Source organism: Cellulosimicrobium sp. AB352 (assembly GCF_049538415.1).
Taxonomy (GTDB): Bacteria; Actinomycetota; Actinomycetes; order Actinomycetales; family Cellulomonadaceae; genus Cellulosimicrobium; species Cellulosimicrobium funkei.
Window position 1 is genome coordinate 320,700 of the sequence record NZ_JBMVFX010000001.1, and the last position, 20,057, is coordinate 340,756.

The following is a 20,057-nucleotide window of genomic DNA, read 5'->3' on the forward strand; positions in this document are numbered from 1 at the left end:
CCTCGCCGACGGCGCAGCGTCTCGGGTGCGCCGGGGTCACCGCCCGGCGACTGCGCCGAGGCGCCGGGCGACGGCGTCGCACGCGGCGACGAGGTCGGCCGGGCCCGCGGCGAGCACGTCGGCGTCGAAGGCCGCGACCCGGGCCGCGAGCGCCACCCACGACCACGACCCGAGCGTGACCCGGCAGTGCTCCGCGCCCACGGCCTCGACCGTGCCGTCCTCGACGAACGGCGCGACCGCGCGTGCCGGGGCGGCGAGCTCGGCCCAGCCCTGGCACGGCCACCGCGCGGCCGGTGTCTCCCGGGCTTCCGGGTTCCTGGACGTCACCGCCGCGCCCGAGGCCTGCTGCGCCGCGCTGCCCGTCGCCGTGCTGCCTGTCGCCGTGCTGCCGGCGGACGGCACAGGGCCCGCGACGGCGCCCGCGACGGCGCCCGTGAAGCGCGCCGCGACGAACGCGCCGACGTCGCCGCCGGGCACCTCGCGCGCGACGAAGCGTGGTCCCGTCGGCGTGCGCGGCGTCATCCGGTCGAGCCGGAAGGTGCGCCAGTCGTCGCGGTCGAGGTCCCACGCCACGGCGTACCAGCGCCCGTCGTGCACGACGACGTGGTGCACCTCGGCGCGGCGGGGCGGCCGGGGGCCGGTGCGCGGGTCGTCGGGCTGCACCGTCCCGGATGCCGCGCCGGGGCTCGCGTCCGGGTTCGCGTCGGGGGTCGCCTCCGGTGGCGCGTCGAGCGCCACGGTCGCGTAGTCGAAGCGCAGCACCTCCCGGCGGCGCGCCGCCGCGCTCACGGCGAGCAGGACGTCGAGGTCGACCCGGACAGCCGGGCGCCCAGGTGTCGGGGCGACGGTCGTGACGTCGACCGCGTCGACGCGGTGCCGCAGCCGGGCGGGCAGCACCTGCCGGACCGTCGTGAGCGCCCGGACGGACGCCTCCGCGAGGTCGTCGCCGACGCCGCTCGCGGTGACCGTCCGCAGCGCGACGGCCAGGGCCACGACCTGCTCGTCGTCGAACAGGAGCGGCGGGAGCTCGGCGCCCGCGTCGAGACGGTAGCCGCCCACGCGTCCCCGCGTCGCGACGACGTGGTAGCCGAGCTCGCGCAGCCGGTCGACGTCGCGCCGCACCGTGCGGGCGTCGACGCCGAGGCGGGCGGCGAGCTCGGGCCCCGTGCGGTCCGGGCGCGCCTGGAGCAGCGCGAGGAGCAGGAGGGTGCGGCGCGACGTCTCGGTCATGGCTCCATGCTCGCGCAGAATGCGGACACCATCCGTCCTGATGGAGCGCGAGAGTCGTGGGGTGCGCACGGGTCGTCGGCCCGGCGCACGGCCCCCGGCGACCGTCGCGGGCCACGAGCCTCCCGAGGAGAGCCCATGTCCGTCCAGACCACCCCGCACCTCAACTTCCGCGGCGACGCCCGTGCCGCGCTCGAGCTCTACCGGTCCGTGTTCGGGGGCGAGCTCGTCGTCACCACGTACGGCGACCTCGGCCAGGCCGCCGACCCGGCGGCCGCCGACCTCGTCGTCTGGGGCCAGGTCAGCGCCCCGAGCGGGTTCCGCGTCATGGCCTACGACGTCCCCTCCGACCGGCCGTGGAGCCCGGGCGAGGCGCCGTTCTTCGTGTCCGTGCGCGGCGACGACGTCGAGGAGGTCCGCGGCTACTGGGACGCGCTCGTCGACGGCTCGACCGTCGTCGCGCCGCTCGCGTCGTCGGACTGGGCGCCCGCGTACGGCATGCTCACCGACCGCTTCGGCGTGACCTGGGTCCTGGACGTCGCAGCGCCCCGCTGACCCTGGGCCACCGGCCACCGGCCGGCAACGTCCACCGGCGAGCACGGGACGGGCGACCGGATCTCCCCGGATCCGGTCGCCGGTCCCGTGCTCGGGCGCGAGAGGGGCGCGGTGTACGTGCCGAGGCACAGGGGCCTCCCTCCAGGTGCAGGGGGACCGAACCGAGGGGGAACCCATGCCCGGAAGCAAGAAGTCGGCACCGCGGAAGCCGAGCCGGCGCGAGGTGCCGCAGACGCCCGACACCGTCGACGCGCTGTACCCGCCGCTGCCCGAACGCATCCCGTTGACGCTCGAGTCCATCGCGGGCGACGAGCCCACGTACGCGGAGATGCTCGAGTCCATCTGCGGCGCGACCGACGACTCCCAGCCCGTCGAGCAGTACGACGGCACGCTCGGCGTCACGCGCGCGTACGTGGACGCCCACCAGAAGCAGGCCGTGCAGGTCCAGTGGAACGCAGGGCTCGGCGGCGTCTTCACCAATCCCGGCAACGTCGACGGCGTGCGCTGGGGGAGCGGCACCCTGATCGCGCCCGACCTCGTCCTCACGTGCGGTCACCTGTTCGACCAGAGCGCCGACGGCTGGGTCCTGCCCCGGCAGAACGGGTCGATGCAGGTCCTCACGCCGCAGCAGATCGCGACGAGCATGCACATCAACGTGCTCTTCCAGGTGGACCCGTCCGGTGTCCTGCGCACCGAGCAGAGCTTCCCGATCGTCGCGCTCGTCGAGTACCGGCTCGGCGGCCTCGACATGGCCGTCGTGCGCGTGGGCGGCAACCCGGGCAGCACCTACGGGTTCACGGCCGTGGCCACCGCCAACCCGGCCGTGGGCGACATGCTCGCGATCATCGGCCACCCCGCCGGGATGCCCAAGCGCGTCGAGGCCGGCCCGGCGACGGTCGTCACGACGAACCAGGTCCGCTACGACGACATCGACACGCTCGGTGGCAACTCCGGGTCCGGGATCCTCGGGCCCGCGGGCGAGCTCGTCGGCGTCCACACGAACGGTGGCTGCAACGCGGCCGGGACCGGGTCGAACTTCGGCACGGCGATCGCGGGCATCCGCGCGGTGTCGCCGACGCTCCAGGCCCTGCCCCACGGGGCGCGCACCGCGACCGCCGACGACGGCTTCACGTCCCTCGCGCAGGACGTCATCGCGACCGTGAAGGCCGCCGACCAGGTCGGCACGCTCCTGGGCGCCGACACGGCCCGCGCCGTCGACGTGCTGACGATCCGGCAGGCCGACTCGCACACGGTCGCCGACCAGATCGGGACGTCGTTCCTCCGGGACCAGGGCGGCACGCCGCGCGCCCTCGACTCGGTCTTCCAGGGCGACACCCGTTTCGCCGCGGACAACCCCGTCGGCACCGGGCTCGCGGGTGACGTCGGCTCCGGACCCGGCGACACGCTCCAGGAGGGGATCGTCGACCCCGGCGACCTCTTCGACCCCGTGGTCAACCCCGTGATCGGGCGGCTCGTGCAGGCGGGCGCGCTCGCCGGGGCGCGGCCGTTCGTCCAGGGCGCGGAGTCGCTCGTGGACGAGGACGGTCCGGGCGAGGCGGTCGACGTCGTCGGCGCGCTCGTCGAGGCCGTCGCCGAGGCGCGCGCGACCCTCGAGGCCGTCGAGGCGACGCTCGCCGCGCTCCAGGCGGGGCAGTGACCCGGGCGACCTCGCCCACGGACCGGACCGGGAGACCGCGATGATCGGCATCGTGTCGCACGCGGACGACCTCCACACCACGGAGGTCGTCCGCCACCTGGACGCGCTCGGCGCGCGCCACGCGCTCCTCGACACGGGGCACGCGCCCCGCGACGTGGCGCTGACCTCGACCCAGGACGCCGCCGGGTGGCGCGCCGACTGGGTCGACACGAGCGCCGAGGGCGTGAGCGCGGTGGACACCACCACGCTGCGCGCCGTGTGGTGGCGCCGACCGCAGCCGTTCGCGCTGCACGACGACCTGCGCTCCGCCCAGGACCGCGGCTTCGCCCACGGCGAGGTCGCCGCGGCGGTCTCCGGGCTGTGGTCGTGCCTGCCCGCGACCTGGGTCAACGACCCGGACCGCGACGAGGCCGGCTCCCGCAAGATGTGGCAGCTCCAGGTCGCCGCACGGCTCGGGCTGCGCGTTCCGCGCACGTGCATGACGAACGACCCCGCCCGCGCCCGGGAGTTCCTGCACCGGGAACCGGGACGGGTGATCTTCAAGCCGTTCAGCGGCACGCCCGCGACGTGGCGCGAGACCCGCCCCGTGCGGGACTCGGACCTCGCGCTCATCGAGAGCGTGCGGTACGCGCCGGTCATCTTCCAGGAGGCCGTCGCGGGGTCGGACGTGCGCGTGACGATCGTCGGCACGGAGCTGTTCGCGGCGGAGCTGCGCACCGAGGAGTCGGCGTACGCGTACGACTTCCGCGTCGACACCCACCACTGCCCGACGTCCGTGCACGACCTCCCCGAGCACGTCGCCACCGCGCTCCTGCGGCTCATGGAGGTGCTCGGCCTCTGGTACGGCGCGGTCGACCTGCGCCGCACGCCCGAGGGCGACTACGTGTTCCTCGAGATCAACCCGGCCGGGCAGTGGCTGTTCGTCGAGTACGCGACCGGGCAGCCGATCGCCGCGGCGCTCGCGGCACTGCTGGCCCGTCTCGACCGCGAGGAGGCACCGGGCGCGACGCGGCGGCGCACCTGGCGCGGCAGCGCGGACTGAGCGCTCGGCCTGTCGACGGCCCGTCGTCGGCCGGTCACCGGCCCGTCGCCGGCTGGGCGATGTCCGTGCGCGTCAGCGCCAGCGGTCGCGCCACCGCTCCCACGGTGGCGCGACCGCCCAGTTGACGCGCAGCGTGCGCCACGCGCGGTCCATGCGGCGACGTCGCTGGCGTCGTCCGCGCAGCGAGCGCGCCGACACCCCGACGCGCCACGACCGGTCGAGCACCGTGCGCCGGCCCGGGCCGAGGCGGAACGACAGGTCGAGGTCGTCGTGCACCTCGGGGTCGTCGCGCACGACGGCGTCGCGCACGGCGGTCCACGCCGAGCGGCGCAGGGCCATGCACGAGCCCCAGAGCGCGGTGTGGCCGAGCGCGAGGTGGCACAGCACGTAGTACGCGCCGAGGTAGACGATCGCCACGGCGGCGCGCGCCCCGCGCGGCAGGTCGTCGAACGTGCCCGTGCCGGTCATCGCGTCGAGCGTCGGGTCGGCGGCCATGCGGTCCACGACGCGCTGCACCCACCCCGGGTCGGGGAGCGAGTCGGCGTCGAGCCGCGCGATGACGTCGCCCCGCGCGGCGTCGTACCCGGTCGCGGCGGCGGCCGGGATGCCGACGCGGTCCTCGCGCACGACGACGGCGCCCCAGCGGCGCGCGACGAGCGCGGAGTCGTCGCGCGACGCGTTGTCGACGACCACGACCTCGAGCGGCGCGACGGTCTGCCGCGCGATGCGCGCCAGGCAGCGGTCGAGCGCGGCGGCGTCGTCGCGGACCGGGACGACGACCGACACGGTCGGGGCGGTGCGGGGCGTCACGGCCGGTGCTCCCGGGCGGCGGTGCCGCGCGCGAGGAGGACCCCGGCGACGACCGAGCCGAGCAGCCCCGTCGCGAGGTCGGTGACGGTGTCGCCGTAGCCGACGCCGATCCGGTCGTCGAGGAACGTGTGCCCGGCCCACTCGCCGAGCTCCCACAGGATCGCGAGGACCGCCCCGAGGCCCGTCGTCACCACGACGACGCCCGTGCGCCACGGCCGGGCGTCGGCGTGCGGGGCGGGCAGCGCCCCGACCCGGACGAGCGTCACCGTCGCGAGCGCCGCGATCAGACCGGTGCACACGGCGTGCACGGGCAGGTCGAGCCACGGCACCGCGCGGTACCACTCGAGCTGGGCGGCCCAGGCGGAGGCGAGCAGCGCGGCCCCGTAGCCGACGTCGAGCACGCCGGTCACCCCGAGGGCGCGCGGCACCATCGTCCCGCCGAGCACGAGCAGGAACAGCGCGACGCCGACGCCGTCGAGCGTCGCGCCGGCCGCGACGACGCTGAGCGCGGCCCCGGCCCGGACCGCGTCGCCCGCGAGGATCGCGCCGCGTGCCGGGGCGGCGAGGGAGGGGCCCGCCGTGGGGGCGGGGGTGGCGGGCATGCGGTGCTCCTGGGAGGGTGGTGCGGCGGCGGGGATCACAGCGTCACACCCCGGCGTCGCGCTCGCACGCCCGTCCGCCGGGAGCGCTCGTGGTGGCGCCTCCCGCCGCGCTCGTCGTCGCGCCCCCGACGTGTCCGTCGCGCGCGCCCGTCCGCCGTGCCCCTGCGGCACGGCGCAGGGGGTCAGTCCCAGGTCGCGGTCGCCGGGTCCACGCCCCGGGAGCGCGCGTTCGCCTCGACCGCGGCGCGGAGCCACGCGGCCAGGCCGGGGGCGAGGCCGTCGTAGTGGGCACGGAACCCGGCGTCGTCGACGAACCGCCGCGCGAGGCACACGTGCCGCGCGGGCGGGCAGTCGAAGTGCGCGCCCATCGAGGCGCGGTGCCGCTCGGCGAGGGCGGCCGCCCTCGGCGTGGCCGGGTCGACACCCTCGCGGCACGCCGCCGCGAGGTCGGCCTCCAGGGCCGCGACGTCGTCGGCCAGGCGCTGCCAGTCCTCGGGCGTGCGCTCCGCCGACCGCTCGGCGTACTGCGCCCACTGCGCGGTGTCGCCCCAGAGCTCGCGCGCCTGCCCGGGCCACGCGGGGTCCCAGCCCTCCCCGAACAGCGCGACCTGCTCGGTGGGCGTGAGCAGGAGCCCGCGCTCGCGCGCCGCGACGAGGCGGTCCAGCGCGCGGGCGGTGCGCTCCATCCGGGCGATCCGCTCCCCGAGCAGCGCCCGGTGCCTGCGCAGCGCGTCCACCGCCTCGGCGCCGGTCGCGTCGAGGAGCGGCGGGACGTCCTCGAGCGCCACGCCCAGCTCCCGGTACGCCACCACCCGCCGCAGCCGCGCGACGTCGGCCGCCGCGTAGAGCCGGTAGCCCGCCGGGGTGCGTGCCGAGGGGCGCACGAGCCCGACCGCGTCCCAGTGGTGCAGCGTGCGGACGGTGACGCCCGCGGCCGCGGCCGCGTCGCCGACCGTCAGCGGGTGGGCGACGCGGCCGGGCGTCGGGTCGGTGGTCACGTGACCCAGTGTCCACCGCGGAGCCGCGTTGCTCACGGGGCGGGCGCCTCGATCCCGATGCCCTCCATGAACCGGGCGGAGTCGCTCCCGGCGACGAACGGGCGCGCCGCCGTCATGACGACGCGCGCGTTCTCCGGCGTGCGGACCTCCACCTCGACGGACCCCCACGGCATCTCGCGCGGGCCCGTCGTGCAGCCGGGCGTCACGGCCTCGCACGCGGCGACGATCGCGTCGACCTGCGACAGCACGCACGAGAAGCTCACCGTCAGGGCCGGCAGGTCGGGCGCGGGGGTGCCCGGGACGAGGAGCACGTCCTGGAACGCCCAGCGGCGCAGGTGCACCATGCCGCCCGGCACGGAGAACAGGTCGAAGAACCCGAGCCCGCGCGTCCAGAGCTCGACGGACGCCGCGAGGTCGTCCGTCGGGACGGTCACGAACTGCGGCATCCCGTAGATGCCGCGGAACGGCTCCGGGGCGACTGCGTCAGGCCCCGGGGCGGGGACGGGGGAGAGGTCGAAGGCGGGGAACGTGTCGGTCATGCGGGCAGCCTGCGCCCTGACGTCGCGTCAGGGTCAAGCGCCCGCGCGCGCCTCGTCGGCCAGCAGCGCGTACACGACGCCGTCGACCCAGCCCAGGTCCCGGTGCAGGGAGTCGCGCACCCCCACGCCCTCGCGCCGCATCCCCACGCGCTCCATGAGCCGCCACGACGGCTCGTTCGCGAGGAACGCGCTCGCCACGACGCGCCGCAGCCCCAGGTCCTCGAAGCACACCCGCAGCAGCGCCCGCACGGCCTCGGTCGCGTAGCCCTGCCCCTGGTGCGCCGGGTCGAGCACCCAGCCGATCTCCGCCTCGTCGTCGTGCGGGCGGTCGACGACGTCGCGCTGCGCCCACCCGTCGCGCACCGCGAGGTAGAGGTCCCCGACCACGGCACCCCCGCGCTCCACGACGAGCGTCGTCGCGAGCCGGCCCGGCTCGGCGTGGTGCTCGCGCCACTCCTCGACCGCGGTGAACCGCTGCGTGAGCCACCGGTCCACCTCGGGCAGGCCGCGGTAGGCGAACAACGCGTCCGCGTCGTCCGGCCGGGCGCGGCGCAGCGTCAGGCGAGCGGTCCGCACGGGCCACGTGACCCGCTCGAGGGCGTCGGGGCGCACGTCGGTGGCGTCGGTCATGCGCCCACCCTGGCACGTGCGTGGCCTGCGCATCGAGGGGATTCCCGCGGCGCGGGAGCGTCGGCCCGGGCGGCGGCCCCGACGACGGGCGCGTGCGACGGCACGGCCCGCGCCGGTCTAGGGTCGCCCCCATGACGCTGTTCCTCGACGACCCCGACGAGGGTCTGTCGCCCGCGACGAGCCACCCCGCCTTCGTGTCCCTCGCGCCGGAGCCGTTCTACGACGAGGGCGAGGACCTCGCGCCGTTCGGCAACGACGCCGGGCACGACGCGCTGCGCGACCTCGAGGAGTGGTACGCCGCCGACGGGCGCGACGACGCGCTGCCCGCCTTCGTCGACGGCCTCCTGGCGGCGTGGGACCTCGGGGTCCCCGAGGACGTCTGGGCGTCCGGGCGGCAGGGTGCCGCGGACCGGCTCCGCGGCGGCGACGTCGACGAGGCGGCGCTCGCGGCCGAGGCCCGCGCGCAGATCGCGATCGTGCTCGGCCAGCTGAAGATCCGCGGCGGCCTCACACCTCATGCGCGGGCCCTGGGCGTCGCGGTGCTCGACGTGCTCGCCGCGCTCAACGACCACGCGCGGGTCGTGAGCCCGGGCTGGCGGCACGCCGACGCCGACGCCGCGGCGACCGCCGCGATGGCCGCCGTCGTGCGGGCCGCACCCGACCTGCCCTGACGGCCCGGCCGCCCCGGACCGGCGCTCAGCGGGCCGCGTGCTCCGCGCCCGGCGCCACCTCGTGGAGCGCGCCGTCCCGGTCGAGCTCGAGCCGCACGTCGACCCCGAGGCGGGCGAGGAACCCGTCGTCGTGGCTCACCACGAGCAGCGCGCCCGCGTAGCCCGACAACGCCTCGACGAGCCGCTCGACGCTGCGCACGTCGAGGTCGTTCGTCGGCTCGTCGAGCACGAGGAGCTGCGCGGGCGGGTCGGCGAGCAGGAGCCGCGCGAGCGCGACGCGGAACCGCTCGCCGCCCGACAGCGTGCCCACCGGGCGGTCGACGGCCGACCCGCGCAGGAGCAGGCGCGCGAGGTGGTTGCGGACCGTGCCCGGCGCGACGCCCGGGGCGCCGTCGCGGACGGTGTCGAGCGCGCTGCGCGCGTCGTCGAGCCCGTCGCGCCGCTGCGGGAGGTAGCCGACCCGGTCGGTGAGGAGCGTCCCGCCGGCGCGTCCTGGCTCGGGCGCGCGCCCGCCGAGCAGGTTCTCCAGGAGCGTCGTCTTGCCGGTGCCGTTGGCCCCCACGAGCGCGACCCGCTCGGGCCCCTGGACGACGACCGTGCGGTTCGTCCCGTGCAGCTCGGCGAGCCGACGGCCGCGCGGGACGTCCGGGTCCGGCAGCACGAGGTGCACGTGCTCGTCGTCGCGCACCCGGGCCGCCGCCGCGTCGAGCGCCTGCTGCGCGGCCTGGACCTTGGCGTCCAGGCCCTGGCGCATCGAGCCCGCCGAGACCTGGGCCGCGGACGCGCGCAGCCCCATGGAGATGCGTGACCCGGTGCGGTTCGCCTGGGCGGTCCGCGCCGTCCGCTCGCGGCGCGCGAGCTTGGTCTCGGCCTCGACGCGCTGGCGCTTCTCGGCGCGCAGGGTCTGCTCGGCGCTCCGCGCGGCCTGCGCCGCCGCGGCCTGGTCGACCTCCAGCTGCGCGCGCCACGCGCTGTACGGGCCACCGAACGTGGTCAGCGTGCCCGCGTGCAGCTCGGCGGTCTCGTCGACGTGCTCGAGCAGCTCCAGGTCGTGGCTCACGACGACGAGAGCCCCGGGCCAGTCGTCGACGAGCGCGGCGAGCCGGGCCCGGGTGGCGCGGTCGAGGTTGTTCGTCGGCTCGTCGAGCAGCGTGATCGCGCTGCGCCGCACGCGCAGGCCGCTGATCGCGACGAGCATCGCCTCGCCGCCGGACAGCTCGCCGACGCGCCGGTCGAGGCCGACGCCGTCGAGCCCGATCTCGGCGAGCGCCTGGGCGGCGCGCGCCTCGACGTCCCAGTCGTCGCCGACGGCGTCGAAGTGCCGCTCGTCGACGTCGCCGGACTCGATCGCGCGCAGGGCGTCGAGCGTGGTGTCGATGCCGAGCAGGCGCGCGACGCTCGCGTCGCGGCCGAGCGTGAGCGTCTGGGGGAGGTAGGCGACGTCGCCGGTGGTGGTCACGCGCCCGGACGTGGGCGTCAGCAGGCCGGCGACGAGGCGCAGGAGCGTCGACTTGCCGGCACCGTTGTCGCCGACGAGGCCCGTGCGGCCGGCGCCGAACGTGCCGGAGAGGTGGGAGAGCGCGACGGTGCCGTCGGGCCACTCGAACGTGAGGTCGGTCCGCGTCACCGCGGACCGGTGCAGGGTGGACATGGGTGTGCTCCTCGGCCCGCGGTGCCGCGGGCGTGGTCGTGCCGGGAAGGTCGGGCGGGACGTCGTCGCGCGGGCGCGCGGACGGGCCGCCGGTGGCGGGAGCGGTGGGGCGTCGTCCAGGCACGCCGAGGCCGCGGCACGAGCCGGGCAGGGGTCGCCGACGAGGGCTCCGACGGGGCGGAGCGGGGCGAGGGGTGCGCTGGGACGGGCCGCCGACGGCTCGGCGGCTAGAGTCTGTCGACCTCGATGAGCACGTGCCGATGCTAGCAGCGCGGCCCGGCGGGGTCTGGGGGCGCAGGGCCCGCGGGCGCGGGGGCCCGTCACCCCGCCGGAGCCTGCTCCCGGCCCGTGGCGAGCGAGGCGACGAGCGAGGCGACGAGCGCCGCGGCGGCCGCGCCCGGGTGCGGCCGCGTCACGAGCCCGAGGGACCACGCCTCCGGTGCGTCGAGCGGCACGGCGACCGCGCCCGGCGCGGGCTCGTACATGTCCGCGGGGACCACCGCGACGCCGAACCCGGCGGCGACGAACGCGGGCAGGTCGCCGACGTCGGCCACCTCCGTGTCCGCGCGCGGCGCGACGCCCGCGTGCGCGAACGCGCGCTCGGCGACCACCCGGTTGCCGAACCCGCGCGGCGTCGTCACGACGTGCTCGTCGGCCAGGTCGCCGGGCGCCACCGACCGCGCCCCGGCGAGCGCGTGGCCCGCGGGCAGCACCGCGACGAACGTCGACGACGTGAGGCGCGTGTACCGCAGACCGGGGTGGTCCTCGGGCCCGAGCCCGGTGAACGCGACGTCCACGACGCCCCGACGCACGTCCTCTCCCAGCCCCGTGGACCCGGCGGGCGACGGGGTGAGGCGCAGCACCACGCCGGGGTGGCGGTCCCGGAACGCGGCGAGGGTGCGCGGCAGGCCGAGGTACCCGAGGTTGGTGAACACCCCGAGCCGCACCGTGCCGCGCACGTGGTGCGGCCCGGGCGCGACGGCGGCACGGGCCTGGTCGACGGCGTCGAGCACCGCCCGGGCCCGGGGGAGCAGCGCCTCGCCCTGCGAGGTCAGCGCGACCGAGCGCCGCGTGCGCTCGAACAGGCGGGCGCCGAGCTCGGCCTCCAGGGCGCGCACGCCCGCCGAGACGCTCGACTGCACGGCGAAGACGCGCGCGGCGGCGCGCGTGAAGCTCAGCTCCTCGGCCACGGCGACGAAGTACTCGAGCTGGCGCGTCTCCATGCCGCTCACCCTACGACGTCCTATCGCTGACATCGATCAAGAGGATCGGTACAAGTCGTTGGACACGATCAGGAGCACAGGCGCACGGTGGACGCATGACGACGACCTCGGCACCTCCGACCCGCCCCGCACCCGCGCGACCGGACGGCGCGCAGCGGTCCTCCCGGCCGCCGCGTGCGCGGCGCACGCGGCCGCTCGTCTCGCACGGGTCCGGGTTCCTCGTGGTGGCGCTCGCGTTCGCGACGGCCATGGCGTTCTCGACGGTCCCGACGCCGCTCTACCCGCTGTACCAGGCGCGCGACGGCCTGCCGACCGTCGCCGTGACCGTCGTCTTCGCCGCGTACGCCGTCGGGGTCGCCGCGAGCCTCTACCTCGTCGGGCACCTCAGCGACCGGTTCGGGCGCCGCCGCGTCCTGGTCCTCGGCCTCGTGGCCGAGCTCGTCGCGGCCGTGCTGTTCCTGCTGCTGGACGGTCTGGGCGGCCTCGTCGTCGCGCGGCTCGTCTCGGGCGTGGGGATCGGGGCCGTCACCGCGACGGCGACCGCCCACCTCGCCGAGCTCCGCGCGGCCTCCCGGCCCGGCGGCCCGACGGACACGAGCGCCGTCGCGGGCCTGGCGAACATCGGCGGCCTCGCGCTCGGACCGCTCGTCGGCGGGCTGCTCGCCCAGGCCGCGCCCGCGCCGCTCACGACGCCGTACGTCGCCTTCGCCGTCCTGCTCGCCGCGGCGGTCCTCGCCGCCGCGCTCGTGCCCGAGACCGTGCCGCCCGCCGCCGCCCCGTACCGCTACCGCCCGCAGCGCGTCGCCGTGCCGCGCGGCGGGCGCGGCACCTTCGTCGCCGCGGCGGCCGCCGCGTTCGCGGGCTTCGCGGTCTTCGGCCTCTTCACCTCCCTCACCCCGAGCGTGCTCGCGACCGTGATGCACGAGGAGTCGCGCCTCGTCGCCGGGCTCGTCTCGGCCGCGGTCTTCGCCGCGGCCGCCGTCGCGCAGCTCGCCACGGGCCGGCTCGCCCGTCGGCGCCAGGTCGCGCTCGCCGTCGCGCTGACGCTCACCGGGCTCGCCGTGCTCGCCGTCTCCGTCGGCACCGCGAGCCTGCCCGGGTTCGTGGCGAGCGCCGTCGTCGCGGGCGCGGGCGTGGGCATCCTCTTCCGGGGCGCGCTCGCGACGGCGGGGGCCCTGGCGGAGCCCGGCCGCCGGGGGGAGGTCCTGGCGGGGGTCTTCCTCGTCGCGTACCTGGGGCTCGCCGTCCCCGTGCTGCTCCTGGGGCTCTCGCTCACGGTCGAGCCGCTGCGCCTCATGGTCGTCGTCTTCGCGGCGGCCACCGCGCTGCTCGTCGCGGCGGCCGCGCCGGGCCTGGCACGCCGGTCCTGAGCGGGCGGGGCGGACCGCGGTCCGCCCCGCCGTGCCGTGGGTCAGCGGGCGAGCTCGACCCGCGCGACGCCCCAGCCGAGGGCGTCGTGCCCGACGACGCGCCACCCGGCGCGCGCGGCGAGCCGGGCCACGTCGTCGGGCGTGCGGGGTCCGGACCCCGTCGTCGCGAGGGACAGTAGCGCGTGCTCGTGCGCGTGCGGGCTCAGGCCGTCGGGCGTGAGGTCCTCGACGAGCACCGCCCGAAGCGCGGCCGCCCCCATCGCGGCGAGGAGCGCGACCACCTCGTCGTCGGTGCGGTGCCCGGTCCCGAGCGCGCACACGGCGAGGTCGGCGCCGGGCCAGGAGCCGGACGTGGCGTGGGGCGAGCCCGTGCCGGCCTGCTCCCGCAGGACGGCGAGCGGCACGGGGTCCTCGACGAGCGTCGTCGTGCGGTCACCGGGCACGTCCGCGAGCAGGTCAGCCACGACGAGCGCCCCCGGCCCTCCGACGGCCACCGACCGCGCGCCCGACCACACGGGCCACGTCGGGAGGCCGGTGAGCACGTAGGGCAGGACGTCGGCGCCCTCGACGACCTCCGCGGCGAGGTCGGCGTCGGCCTCGACCTCTGCGCGCAGGGTCCGGCCGCGCGAGCGCGCCCACGCCGGGGCGTCCTCGCGCAGCGCCGGGGCGAGCGCGGCGAGCGCGAGGACCGCGTCGGCCTCCAGGCCCTCGTACTCCTCGCGCGCGTGCTCGTCGTCGAGGAGGTCCTCGCCGGCGTCGGCCAGGGCCACCTTGTCACCGTCCGAGGTCACGACCCCCGACGCCGTGAGGACGTCCACGAGGACCCGGACCGCCGCGGGCGCGACGCGGGCCGCGTCGGCGAGCGCCGCGACGTCGCGCGGGCCGTCGCCGAGCGCGTCGAGCAGCCCAAGCTGCAGCGCGGCGCGCGTCGCGAACCACGGCACGGGGGACGGCACGCCCGCGGGCTGCGCCGCGGGGACGGTGCCGGTCGCGGTGCTGCCGGGCACGTCGCTCGCGGTGCTGCCCGGGACGCCGCCCGAGGTGTCGCCGACGGTGCTGCTCGCGGAGCCGCCCGGCCTCGCGCCCGAGGGCGCGGGCTGCGCGTGCCAGTACCCGGTGACGTCGACGTGCGTGCGGGGCACGCCGCGCTCGCGCGCGAGGTGGCGGCGCACCGGCAGCAGGGCCCGGCTCTCGCTCGCAGCCCACGCGTAGACGCGCCCGGGCCACCACGTGATCGCGCGCACCGCCTCGCCGAGCGCGCCGCGGTCGCCCTCGGGCGCGACGACCCAGCGGACGGTGTCGCCGTCGCGCAGCGCGAGGTCCTGGCGCGCCGACGCGTCGCCGACCGTCACGACGACCTGCACGGGCGCGTCGACAGGACGCTCGTCGAGGAAGCGGCCGATCGCGGGCAGCGCCGTCTCGTCGCCCGCGAGCAGGGCCCAGTCGACGTCGTCGGGCCACACGGTGGAGGCCTTGGGGCCGACGAACCACAGGGCGTCGCCGGGGCGCGCCGCCCCGGCCCACGCGGCGGCGGGCCCGTCGCCGTGCAGCACGAGGTCGAGGTCGAGCTCGCCCGCCACCGGGTCCCAGCGGCGCGGCGTGTAGTCCCGACCCTGCCGGTTCGGCGCGGGCGGCCAGTCGATGCCGTGCGCGCGCTGCACGGGCAGCGCGGACGCGACGTCGCCGTCGGACGCGAGGACGAGCTTCACGTGGTCGTCGAACCCCGGGGCGTCGAACGCCGGCATCGGCAGGCCGTCGCGCTCGAACGCGCCGAGCTCCGGCCCGACGAGCGTCACGCGGCGCATGCGGGGCGTGACGTCGACGACGCGCGCGACCTCGACGCGCCGCAGGACGAGGGGGTGGGTGCGCAGGCGGTGCTGGGCCATCAGGAGAACTGCTCCTCGACGACGTCGAGCAGGGCCATCGCCTCGTGGTAGTCGCTGCGGATCGTCCACGTGGGCAGCTCGTGCGCGGTCCCGGCGGCGAACGACGGCAGCGCGGCGAACACCGGGTCGGCGGCGAGCGCGTCGAGGTCGACCTCCGCGCCGTTGAAGCCGATGACGAACACGTTCGGCGCGGTGACCACCGACGTCACCTGCTCGGCCGACACCTCGAACATGTCACCGCCCGGCGTGTACGGCTCGGCTCCGGTCTGCTCCTGGATCGGCTGGACCGCGAACCCGAGCCGCTCGAAGATCGCGGGCAGCCCCTCGCCCTCCTGGAGGGCGTACGTGGTGCCCTCCGCCGTGCGGGCGAGGAACGCCGTCTCGCCCGCGGGCACGGTGATCGCGTCGCGCACCTCCGCGAGCCGGTCCTCGTACCCGGCGGCGAGCTCCTCGTACGTCGCCGCGTCGTCGAACACGTCCTCCGCGAGGAACGCGAGCTGCTCCTGCCAGGTCGTGTACGTGCCGCTCACGAGGACGGTCGGGGCGATCTGGCTCAGGCCGTCGTAGACGTCCGTCGCCTGCTTGAGCGGGAAGCCCCACCCGCCACCGACGATCAGGTCGGGCTCGAGCGCGAGGATCGCCTCGAGGTTGAAGCCGTCGGCGCTCCACTCCAGGAGCTCCGTGCCGTCGGCCTCGGCCTCCTGCGCCCAGAGGGGGGAGAAGGCCGGCTCGGGGTCGTCGGTCACCTCGGGCACGGTGGCGAGGACCGGGACGTCGAGCGCGTAGAGGTACCCGGCGAGCGCGTGGTTGAGCACGACGACGCGCTGCGGCTCCGTCGGGACGGTGACGTCGCCCTGGTCCGTGGCGACGACGCGCTCCGCTGCGGACGAGCCGGTGGGCTCTCCGGAGCCCTCCGCCCCGGCGTCGGACGTGGTGGTGCCGCCCGAGCACGCGGAGAGCGCGAGCGTCGCGGCGGCGACGAGCGCGGCCAGCGCGGTGAGGGGGCGGCGGGTGGGACGGCGGGACGGCAGCATGGGACCTCGCACTCGGGAGCAGGGACGCGGGGGCCGCACGGCGTGACCGGGGCGCACCTCGCGAGGTTAGGCTAACCACACCTGCGCGCCGTGCCGTGTCCGGACATGACACGGACGCTCCCGGACGCGACACGACCGGGCGCGACAGAACCGGGCGCCACACGTCCGCACGGTGCGCCGCGGGACGCGTCCGAGGTCGTCGCGCGGGACGGCCGGACCGGAGGGTCCGGCCGAGGAGAGGAGCGCCGCATGACCCCGACCGCGCTGGGCGCCGTCGTCCCGGAGAACTCCGTCCGCTTCCTCGGCCACGACACCCACGCGCACGACGAGCCGCACCTGGTCCACGTCGTCGCGGGCACCGCGGAGCTCGTGGCCGACGGCGCGCCCCTGACCCTGCGCACGCACGAGAGCGTGTGGCTCGCCCCCGGCGTGCCGCACTCCGTGCGCCTGCCGGGCGGGGCGCTGGCCCTCGGGCCGGTGCTCTCGCCGGGCGTCGAGCCCCCCGTCCGGGTGCACCGGCTCGGCGTCGTGCCGGCCGTCACGGACGTCCTGACCGCCGTGCTCTGCGCGGGCCCGGTGACCCCGGAGCAGGTCGCGCCGTTCCGCGCGGCCCTCGAGGAGGTGCTCCGCGGGGTCACGGGCGACCACTTCGTGCTGACGCTCCCGTCGCACCCGGTCGCGCGCGCCGTGGTCGAGGACGCCCGACGCGGGGGTGCGACGCTCGAGGAGCTCGCCGACCGACGGCACGCGAGCGCGCGCCACGTCCAGCGGCTCTTCGTCGAGGAGACGGGGCTCACGTTCGGGCGCTGGCGAACGCGCGCCCACCTCAACGTCGCGATCGCGCGGCTGCGGGGCGGCTCGCAGCTGGACGCGGCGGCGCGCGCCGCCGGCTACGCCACGCGGGCCGGCCTGCTGCGCGCCCTCAGCCGGGAGACCGGGCAGCCGGTCGCCGACCTCGCGCGGGATCCCCTGGCGGTCCTCGACCGCGCGCCGCGCGACGCGGGACGCGGGACCCGGGCCGCTCGCCCCGCCGAGCGGCTGAGCGCCTGAGCCGGATCAGCGGTCGCGCACGACCCGGTAGCGCAGCGCGGTGCGGACGCCCACCTCGTCGACGCTCACCTTCTCCAGGGTGGCGGGGACGCCGCCGTCGAACAGCCGGACGCCGCCGCCGAGCAGCACCGGCATGACGTCGACGGCGAGCTCGTCGACGAGGTCCGCCGCGAGGAGCTGGCGGAAGAGGTCCGCGCCGCCCACGAAGGTCACGTCGCGGTCGCCGGCGGCCTCGACGGCGCGGCGCACCGCTTCCTCGACCCCGTCGGTGACGAACTCGATCCACAGCCGCTCGTTGCGGCGCGGCGGGACGGGCAGCGGGTGGTGCGTCACGACGAAGATCGGCGCCTGGAACTCGTAGTCCTCCGCGTAGCTGTCGGGGTCCTCGGCGCCGTCGAACGTGCGTCGCCCCATGAGCACGGCGCCGGTCTCGTCCTGGAGCCGGCGCATGTAGTCGCTGCCCACGAGCGTGTCGAAGTCCGCGTAGAGCGCGGCGCTGCTCCCGGCGGCGTCCTGCACGAACCCGTCGAGCGACACCGTCGCCCCGGCGATCACCTTGGCCATGGATCCTCCTCGTCCCTGTTGCGCGGTCGAGGGGGAGACCCGGGGCGGCGCGCGGACTCATCGGTCGGCGGGCGCCTCCGGGTCGGCCCGCTCCCGGACGGTGCCCGCCGTCGGGCCGTTCGGCAGTTCTCATTATCGTGTTGACCCTGGTCACGGGCCGTCGTGAGAGTGGCTGCCGTCCCACCCGCTCTCTCACCGTGGAGGCAGCATGCCGGACGACCCTCGCCCACCCGTCCCTCGTCCCCTGACCCGTCGCGCGCTCCTGCGCGGTGCCGTCGTGCTCGGCGCGGCGACCGCGACCGGCACGCTCGCCGGCACCGTGGGCGGCATCGCCGCCCCGGCGCCCGCGCACGCGGCGGTGCCCGGCTTCCCGACCTTCCGCTACCTCGGGCAGCCGCTCGACCGGAGCACGTTGCGGTACAACCCGACGAACGAGCTGATCTTTCCCTCGGTCCGGTACGTCGCCGGGCGCGTCGAGAACCCGCTCGGCCGCTGGTACATGTACTACGCCCCGCACGACGCCCCGGGCGGCATCTGCCTGGCCTACGCGGACTCCGTCACCGGCCCGTGGCGCGAGCACCCCGCCAACCCGATCATCCCGCGCACGTGGGCGGGCTTCGACGTGAGCCACGTGTCGAGCCCCGACGCGTTCTGGAACCCGGCGGACCGCCGGATCTACCTGTTCTTCCACGGCGAGAACCACACGACCCGGGTCGCGAGCTCCGCCGACGGCCGCAGCTTCACGTACCACAACCGGGTCGTGGGGACGTACATGCTCCCGGGCGTGAGCGAGACGTCGTACGCGCGCGTCTTCCCGCACCCGACGCAGTCGGGGATCTACGTCATGCTGCTCATGGGCAACCACGGCGGGACTCGCAAGATCTACGTCGGCTGGTCGCAGTCGCTGACCTCCGGCTGGCAGGTCAAGCCGGAGCCGCTCATCACGCCGGCCGCCGGGGAGGGCGGCCAGGTCTCCGGGGCGCACTACTGGTCGCGCAACGGCGGGGGCCACGTCGTCTACCACGCGGGCTCGGGCAACATCCACGTCGCGCGCGTGGGGACGGGCTTCGACCGCGAGGACCACCTCGGGGTCCTGTACGACTCGGGGTCCGCCGCGCCGGACCACGGGCGCGCCGCGGCGCCGTCGTTCGTGGAGGTGGACGGCCGCCTGCACATGTTCTACGAGGCCGGCCAGCGCGGCTCCACGACGATCGCCCTCGCCCGCGCGGACTGACGCCCCGGCCGGGCGTCCATCGCCCCGGGCGCCCGGTCGGGCCCGTCACGCGAGGTCGACGTCGGCCCACAGGGCGGCGTGGTCGGACGCCGCGTGCACGGGCGACGTCATCGTGTCGTAGTGCGGGAACAGGGTCCCATCCTTCCCGCCCCACACGCCCCGGCGGAAGACCGACCCGCCGACGGTGCGCTCGAACAGCGCGGGGGAGAGCAGGACGTAGTCGATCTTCTGGCTCGCGGTCCCGTTGCCGTACGTCCCGGGACGCCCGTCGCCCCGGAAGTCCGGGTGCACGCTCACGTCGCGCAGGTCGGTCCCCTCGAGGAGCGGGCGCAGCGGCACCGACCCCGGTGTGTCGTTGAGGTCGCCGACGACCACGACGTGCTCCTCGCCGCGGGCGCGCAGGCCCGCGTAGATCGCCGCGGTGCGGGTCGCCTGGCGGCGCCGGGTCGCGTCCGACTCGGCCTGCGTCCCGTACCCCTTGGACTTGAAGTGGTTGACGAGCACGGTGAGCGTGCCGCCGCCCGGCAGCGCGACGACGTACTCGGGGCAGTCACGACCGAAGACGAGGCGTCCGCGCGAGTCCCGGTCGTCGACGTGGGAGCGCACCGTCCCGATCTCGTAGGGCCGCCGCGTGAGCAGCCCGACGTCGATCCCGCGGTCGTCGTTGCCGTCGATGACCATGACGTGCGGGTAGAGCGCGCGCCCGGAGCGGGTGACGCCCGCGTCGGTGAACCGCTTGAGCGCGACGCGGCTCTCCGCCTCGACGACGGCGAGGACGTCGGCACCGACGTCGGCCACGACGCGCGCCGTGTGGGCCATCGCGAGCTCGTCGACCCGGTCCTTGACGAGGTCGACCCAGCCGACCCAGTCGCCCCGCCCGGTCGCGACCACCTCGGTGCGGGCCGTCCCGGCGGCCTGCGACCCGGTGCGGCGCACGAGCCGCCCGCGCACCTGGCGCAGCACCGCGAGCGCGGCGGCGTCGGCGCGCAGCAGGCCGAGCGTCTCCAGGTGCTCCAGGATCTCGGCGCGGACGTCGGGGCCGTACCGCTCCTCGGCGATCAGGGCGTTGACCCGGGCGTGCGCCGCCAGGACCGCGTTCCCCGCGGTCAGCGGGCCCGCCATCGCGCGCGGCCGCTCGAACAGGTTCTCGACGTTGAACGTCCCGATCCGGACCGTCGCCATCGTGGGCTCCCTCGCGCGGCCCGGGACCCGAGGTGGGTGCGCGGCGCGGACCGGCTCCACCAGGAGGGAGGGCCGCGGCCGGTGTCCCGGACGCCGCCGCGGGCGCGGGCGCGGTCGCGGTCGCAGGACCGC

The 20,057-nt window shown here is 76.9% G+C and carries 19 protein-coding genes; 7 read left to right on the top strand and 12 right to left on the bottom strand.

The features are described from left to right. Positions 1 to 36: 36 nt before the first annotated feature. Complete coding sequence (locus ACPCUX_RS01445; protein WP_423388026.1) at positions 37 to 1,230, bottom strand: helix-turn-helix transcriptional regulator; 1,194 nt, start codon at positions 1,228 to 1,230, stop codon at positions 37 to 39. A gap of 135 nt (positions 1,231 to 1,365) precedes the next feature. On the opposite strand from ACPCUX_RS01445, the gene ACPCUX_RS01450 reads away from it, so the two are divergent. The 3 genes from ACPCUX_RS01450 (at position 1,366) to ACPCUX_RS01460 (ending at position 4,481) form a co-directional block, all read left to right on the top strand. Next, positions 1,366 to 1,782, top strand: a complete 417-nt coding sequence (locus tag ACPCUX_RS01450; protein ID WP_034652300.1) for a VOC family protein — start codon at positions 1,366 to 1,368, stop codon at positions 1,780 to 1,782. A 175-nt stretch (positions 1,783 to 1,957) separates the two neighbouring features. Next, positions 1,958 to 3,439, top strand: coding sequence for a trypsin-like serine peptidase (locus ACPCUX_RS01455; RefSeq protein WP_423388027.1), 1,482 nt, complete (start codon positions 1,958 to 1,960; stop codon positions 3,437 to 3,439). 40 nt (positions 3,440 to 3,479) lie between these two features. Then, positions 3,480 to 4,481, top strand: coding sequence for an MvdC/MvdD family ATP grasp protein (locus tag ACPCUX_RS01460; RefSeq protein WP_137280523.1), 1,002 nt, complete (start codon positions 3,480 to 3,482; stop codon positions 4,479 to 4,481). A gap of 72 nt (positions 4,482 to 4,553) precedes the next feature. On the opposite strand, the gene ACPCUX_RS01465 is transcribed toward ACPCUX_RS01460, so the two are convergent. The 5 genes from ACPCUX_RS01465 to ACPCUX_RS01485 form a co-directional block, all read right to left on the bottom strand. Then, positions 4,554 to 5,291, bottom strand: coding sequence for a glycosyltransferase family 2 protein (locus tag ACPCUX_RS01465; protein ID WP_114554354.1), 738 nt, complete (start codon positions 5,289 to 5,291; stop codon positions 4,554 to 4,556). Then, positions 5,288 to 5,893, bottom strand: coding sequence for a hypothetical protein (locus ACPCUX_RS01470; RefSeq protein ID WP_232423010.1), 606 nt, complete (start codon positions 5,891 to 5,893; stop codon positions 5,288 to 5,290). Before ACPCUX_RS01470 ends, ACPCUX_RS01465 begins: the two co-directional genes overlap by 4 nt. A 182-nt stretch (positions 5,894 to 6,075) precedes the next feature. After that, positions 6,076 to 6,891: a MerR family transcriptional regulator gene (locus ACPCUX_RS01475; protein WP_051028404.1), complete on the bottom strand. Its 816-nt coding sequence runs from the start codon at positions 6,889 to 6,891 to the stop codon at positions 6,076 to 6,078. Between the two features lie 32 nt (positions 6,892 to 6,923). Next, positions 6,924 to 7,430 (bottom strand): VOC family protein, encoded by a 507-nt coding sequence (locus tag ACPCUX_RS01480; protein ID WP_255178875.1) that lies wholly within the window; start codon positions 7,428 to 7,430, stop codon positions 6,924 to 6,926. A gap of 33 nt (positions 7,431 to 7,463) precedes the next feature. Further along, positions 7,464 to 8,060: a GNAT family N-acetyltransferase gene (locus tag ACPCUX_RS01485; protein WP_423388028.1), complete on the bottom strand. Its 597-nt coding sequence runs from the start codon at positions 8,058 to 8,060 to the stop codon at positions 7,464 to 7,466. 131 nt (positions 8,061 to 8,191) lie between these two features. Here ACPCUX_RS01485 and ACPCUX_RS01490 point away from each other — a divergent pair, with 131 nt between their 5' ends. Then, positions 8,192 to 8,731, top strand: coding sequence for a hypothetical protein (locus ACPCUX_RS01490; RefSeq protein ID WP_051028402.1), 540 nt, complete (start codon positions 8,192 to 8,194; stop codon positions 8,729 to 8,731). Positions 8,732 to 8,756: 25 nt separating this feature from the next. Here ACPCUX_RS01490 and ACPCUX_RS01495 read toward each other — a convergent pair whose 3' ends face one another. Further along, positions 8,757 to 10,382, bottom strand: coding sequence for an ABC-F family ATP-binding cassette domain-containing protein (locus ACPCUX_RS01495; protein WP_423388029.1), 1,626 nt, complete (start codon positions 10,380 to 10,382; stop codon positions 8,757 to 8,759). A 320-nt stretch (positions 10,383 to 10,702) separates the two neighbouring features. Then, positions 10,703 to 11,605, bottom strand: a complete 903-nt coding sequence (locus ACPCUX_RS01500) for a LysR family transcriptional regulator (RefSeq protein ID WP_423388030.1) — start codon at positions 11,603 to 11,605, stop codon at positions 10,703 to 10,705. 95 nt (positions 11,606 to 11,700) lie between these two features. Between ACPCUX_RS01500 and ACPCUX_RS01505 the strand changes: the two genes are divergently transcribed. Beyond that, a complete protein-coding gene (locus tag ACPCUX_RS01505) occupies positions 11,701 to 12,975 on the top strand; it encodes an MFS transporter (RefSeq protein WP_423388031.1) in 1,275 nt (424 codons plus the stop codon). Positions 12,976 to 13,016: 41 nt separating this feature from the next. Here the strand turns inward: ACPCUX_RS01505 and ACPCUX_RS01510 are convergent, their stop codons facing one another. Further along, positions 13,017 to 14,861: a siderophore-interacting protein gene (locus tag ACPCUX_RS01510; protein WP_423388032.1), complete on the bottom strand. Its 1,845-nt coding sequence runs from the start codon at positions 14,859 to 14,861 to the stop codon at positions 13,017 to 13,019. Next, on the bottom strand, positions 14,861 to 15,895 hold the full coding sequence (locus ACPCUX_RS01515) for an ABC transporter substrate-binding protein (RefSeq protein WP_051028552.1): 1,035 nt from the start codon (positions 15,893 to 15,895) through the stop codon (positions 14,861 to 14,863). Before ACPCUX_RS01515 ends, ACPCUX_RS01510 begins: the two co-directional genes overlap by 1 nt. A 249-nt stretch (positions 15,896 to 16,144) precedes the next feature. Here ACPCUX_RS01515 and ACPCUX_RS01520 point away from each other — a divergent pair, with 249 nt between their 5' ends. Continuing rightward, positions 16,145 to 16,945 (top strand): helix-turn-helix domain-containing protein, encoded by an 801-nt coding sequence (locus ACPCUX_RS01520; protein ID WP_423388033.1) that lies wholly within the window; start codon positions 16,145 to 16,147, stop codon positions 16,943 to 16,945. A gap of 6 nt (positions 16,946 to 16,951) precedes the next feature. On the opposite strand, the gene ACPCUX_RS01525 is transcribed toward ACPCUX_RS01520, so the two are convergent. After that, the gene (locus ACPCUX_RS01525) at positions 16,952 to 17,509 is read right to left on the bottom strand and encodes a dihydrofolate reductase family protein (protein WP_211933521.1); all 558 of its coding nucleotides are present in this window, start codon (positions 17,507 to 17,509) and stop codon (positions 16,952 to 16,954) included. 208 nt (positions 17,510 to 17,717) lie between these two features. Between ACPCUX_RS01525 and ACPCUX_RS01530 the strand changes: the two genes are divergently transcribed. Next, complete coding sequence (locus ACPCUX_RS01530; RefSeq protein ID WP_076404841.1) at positions 17,718 to 18,743, top strand: hypothetical protein; 1,026 nt, start codon at positions 17,718 to 17,720, stop codon at positions 18,741 to 18,743. 45 nt (positions 18,744 to 18,788) lie between these two features. Here the strand turns inward: ACPCUX_RS01530 and ACPCUX_RS01535 are convergent, their stop codons facing one another. After that, positions 18,789 to 19,925 carry an endonuclease/exonuclease/phosphatase family protein gene (locus ACPCUX_RS01535; RefSeq protein WP_396051655.1) on the bottom strand — a complete coding sequence of 379 codons (1,137 nt, stop codon included), beginning with the start codon at positions 19,923 to 19,925 and terminating at the stop codon, positions 18,789 to 18,791. Between the last annotated feature and the right edge of the window lie 132 nt (positions 19,926 to 20,057).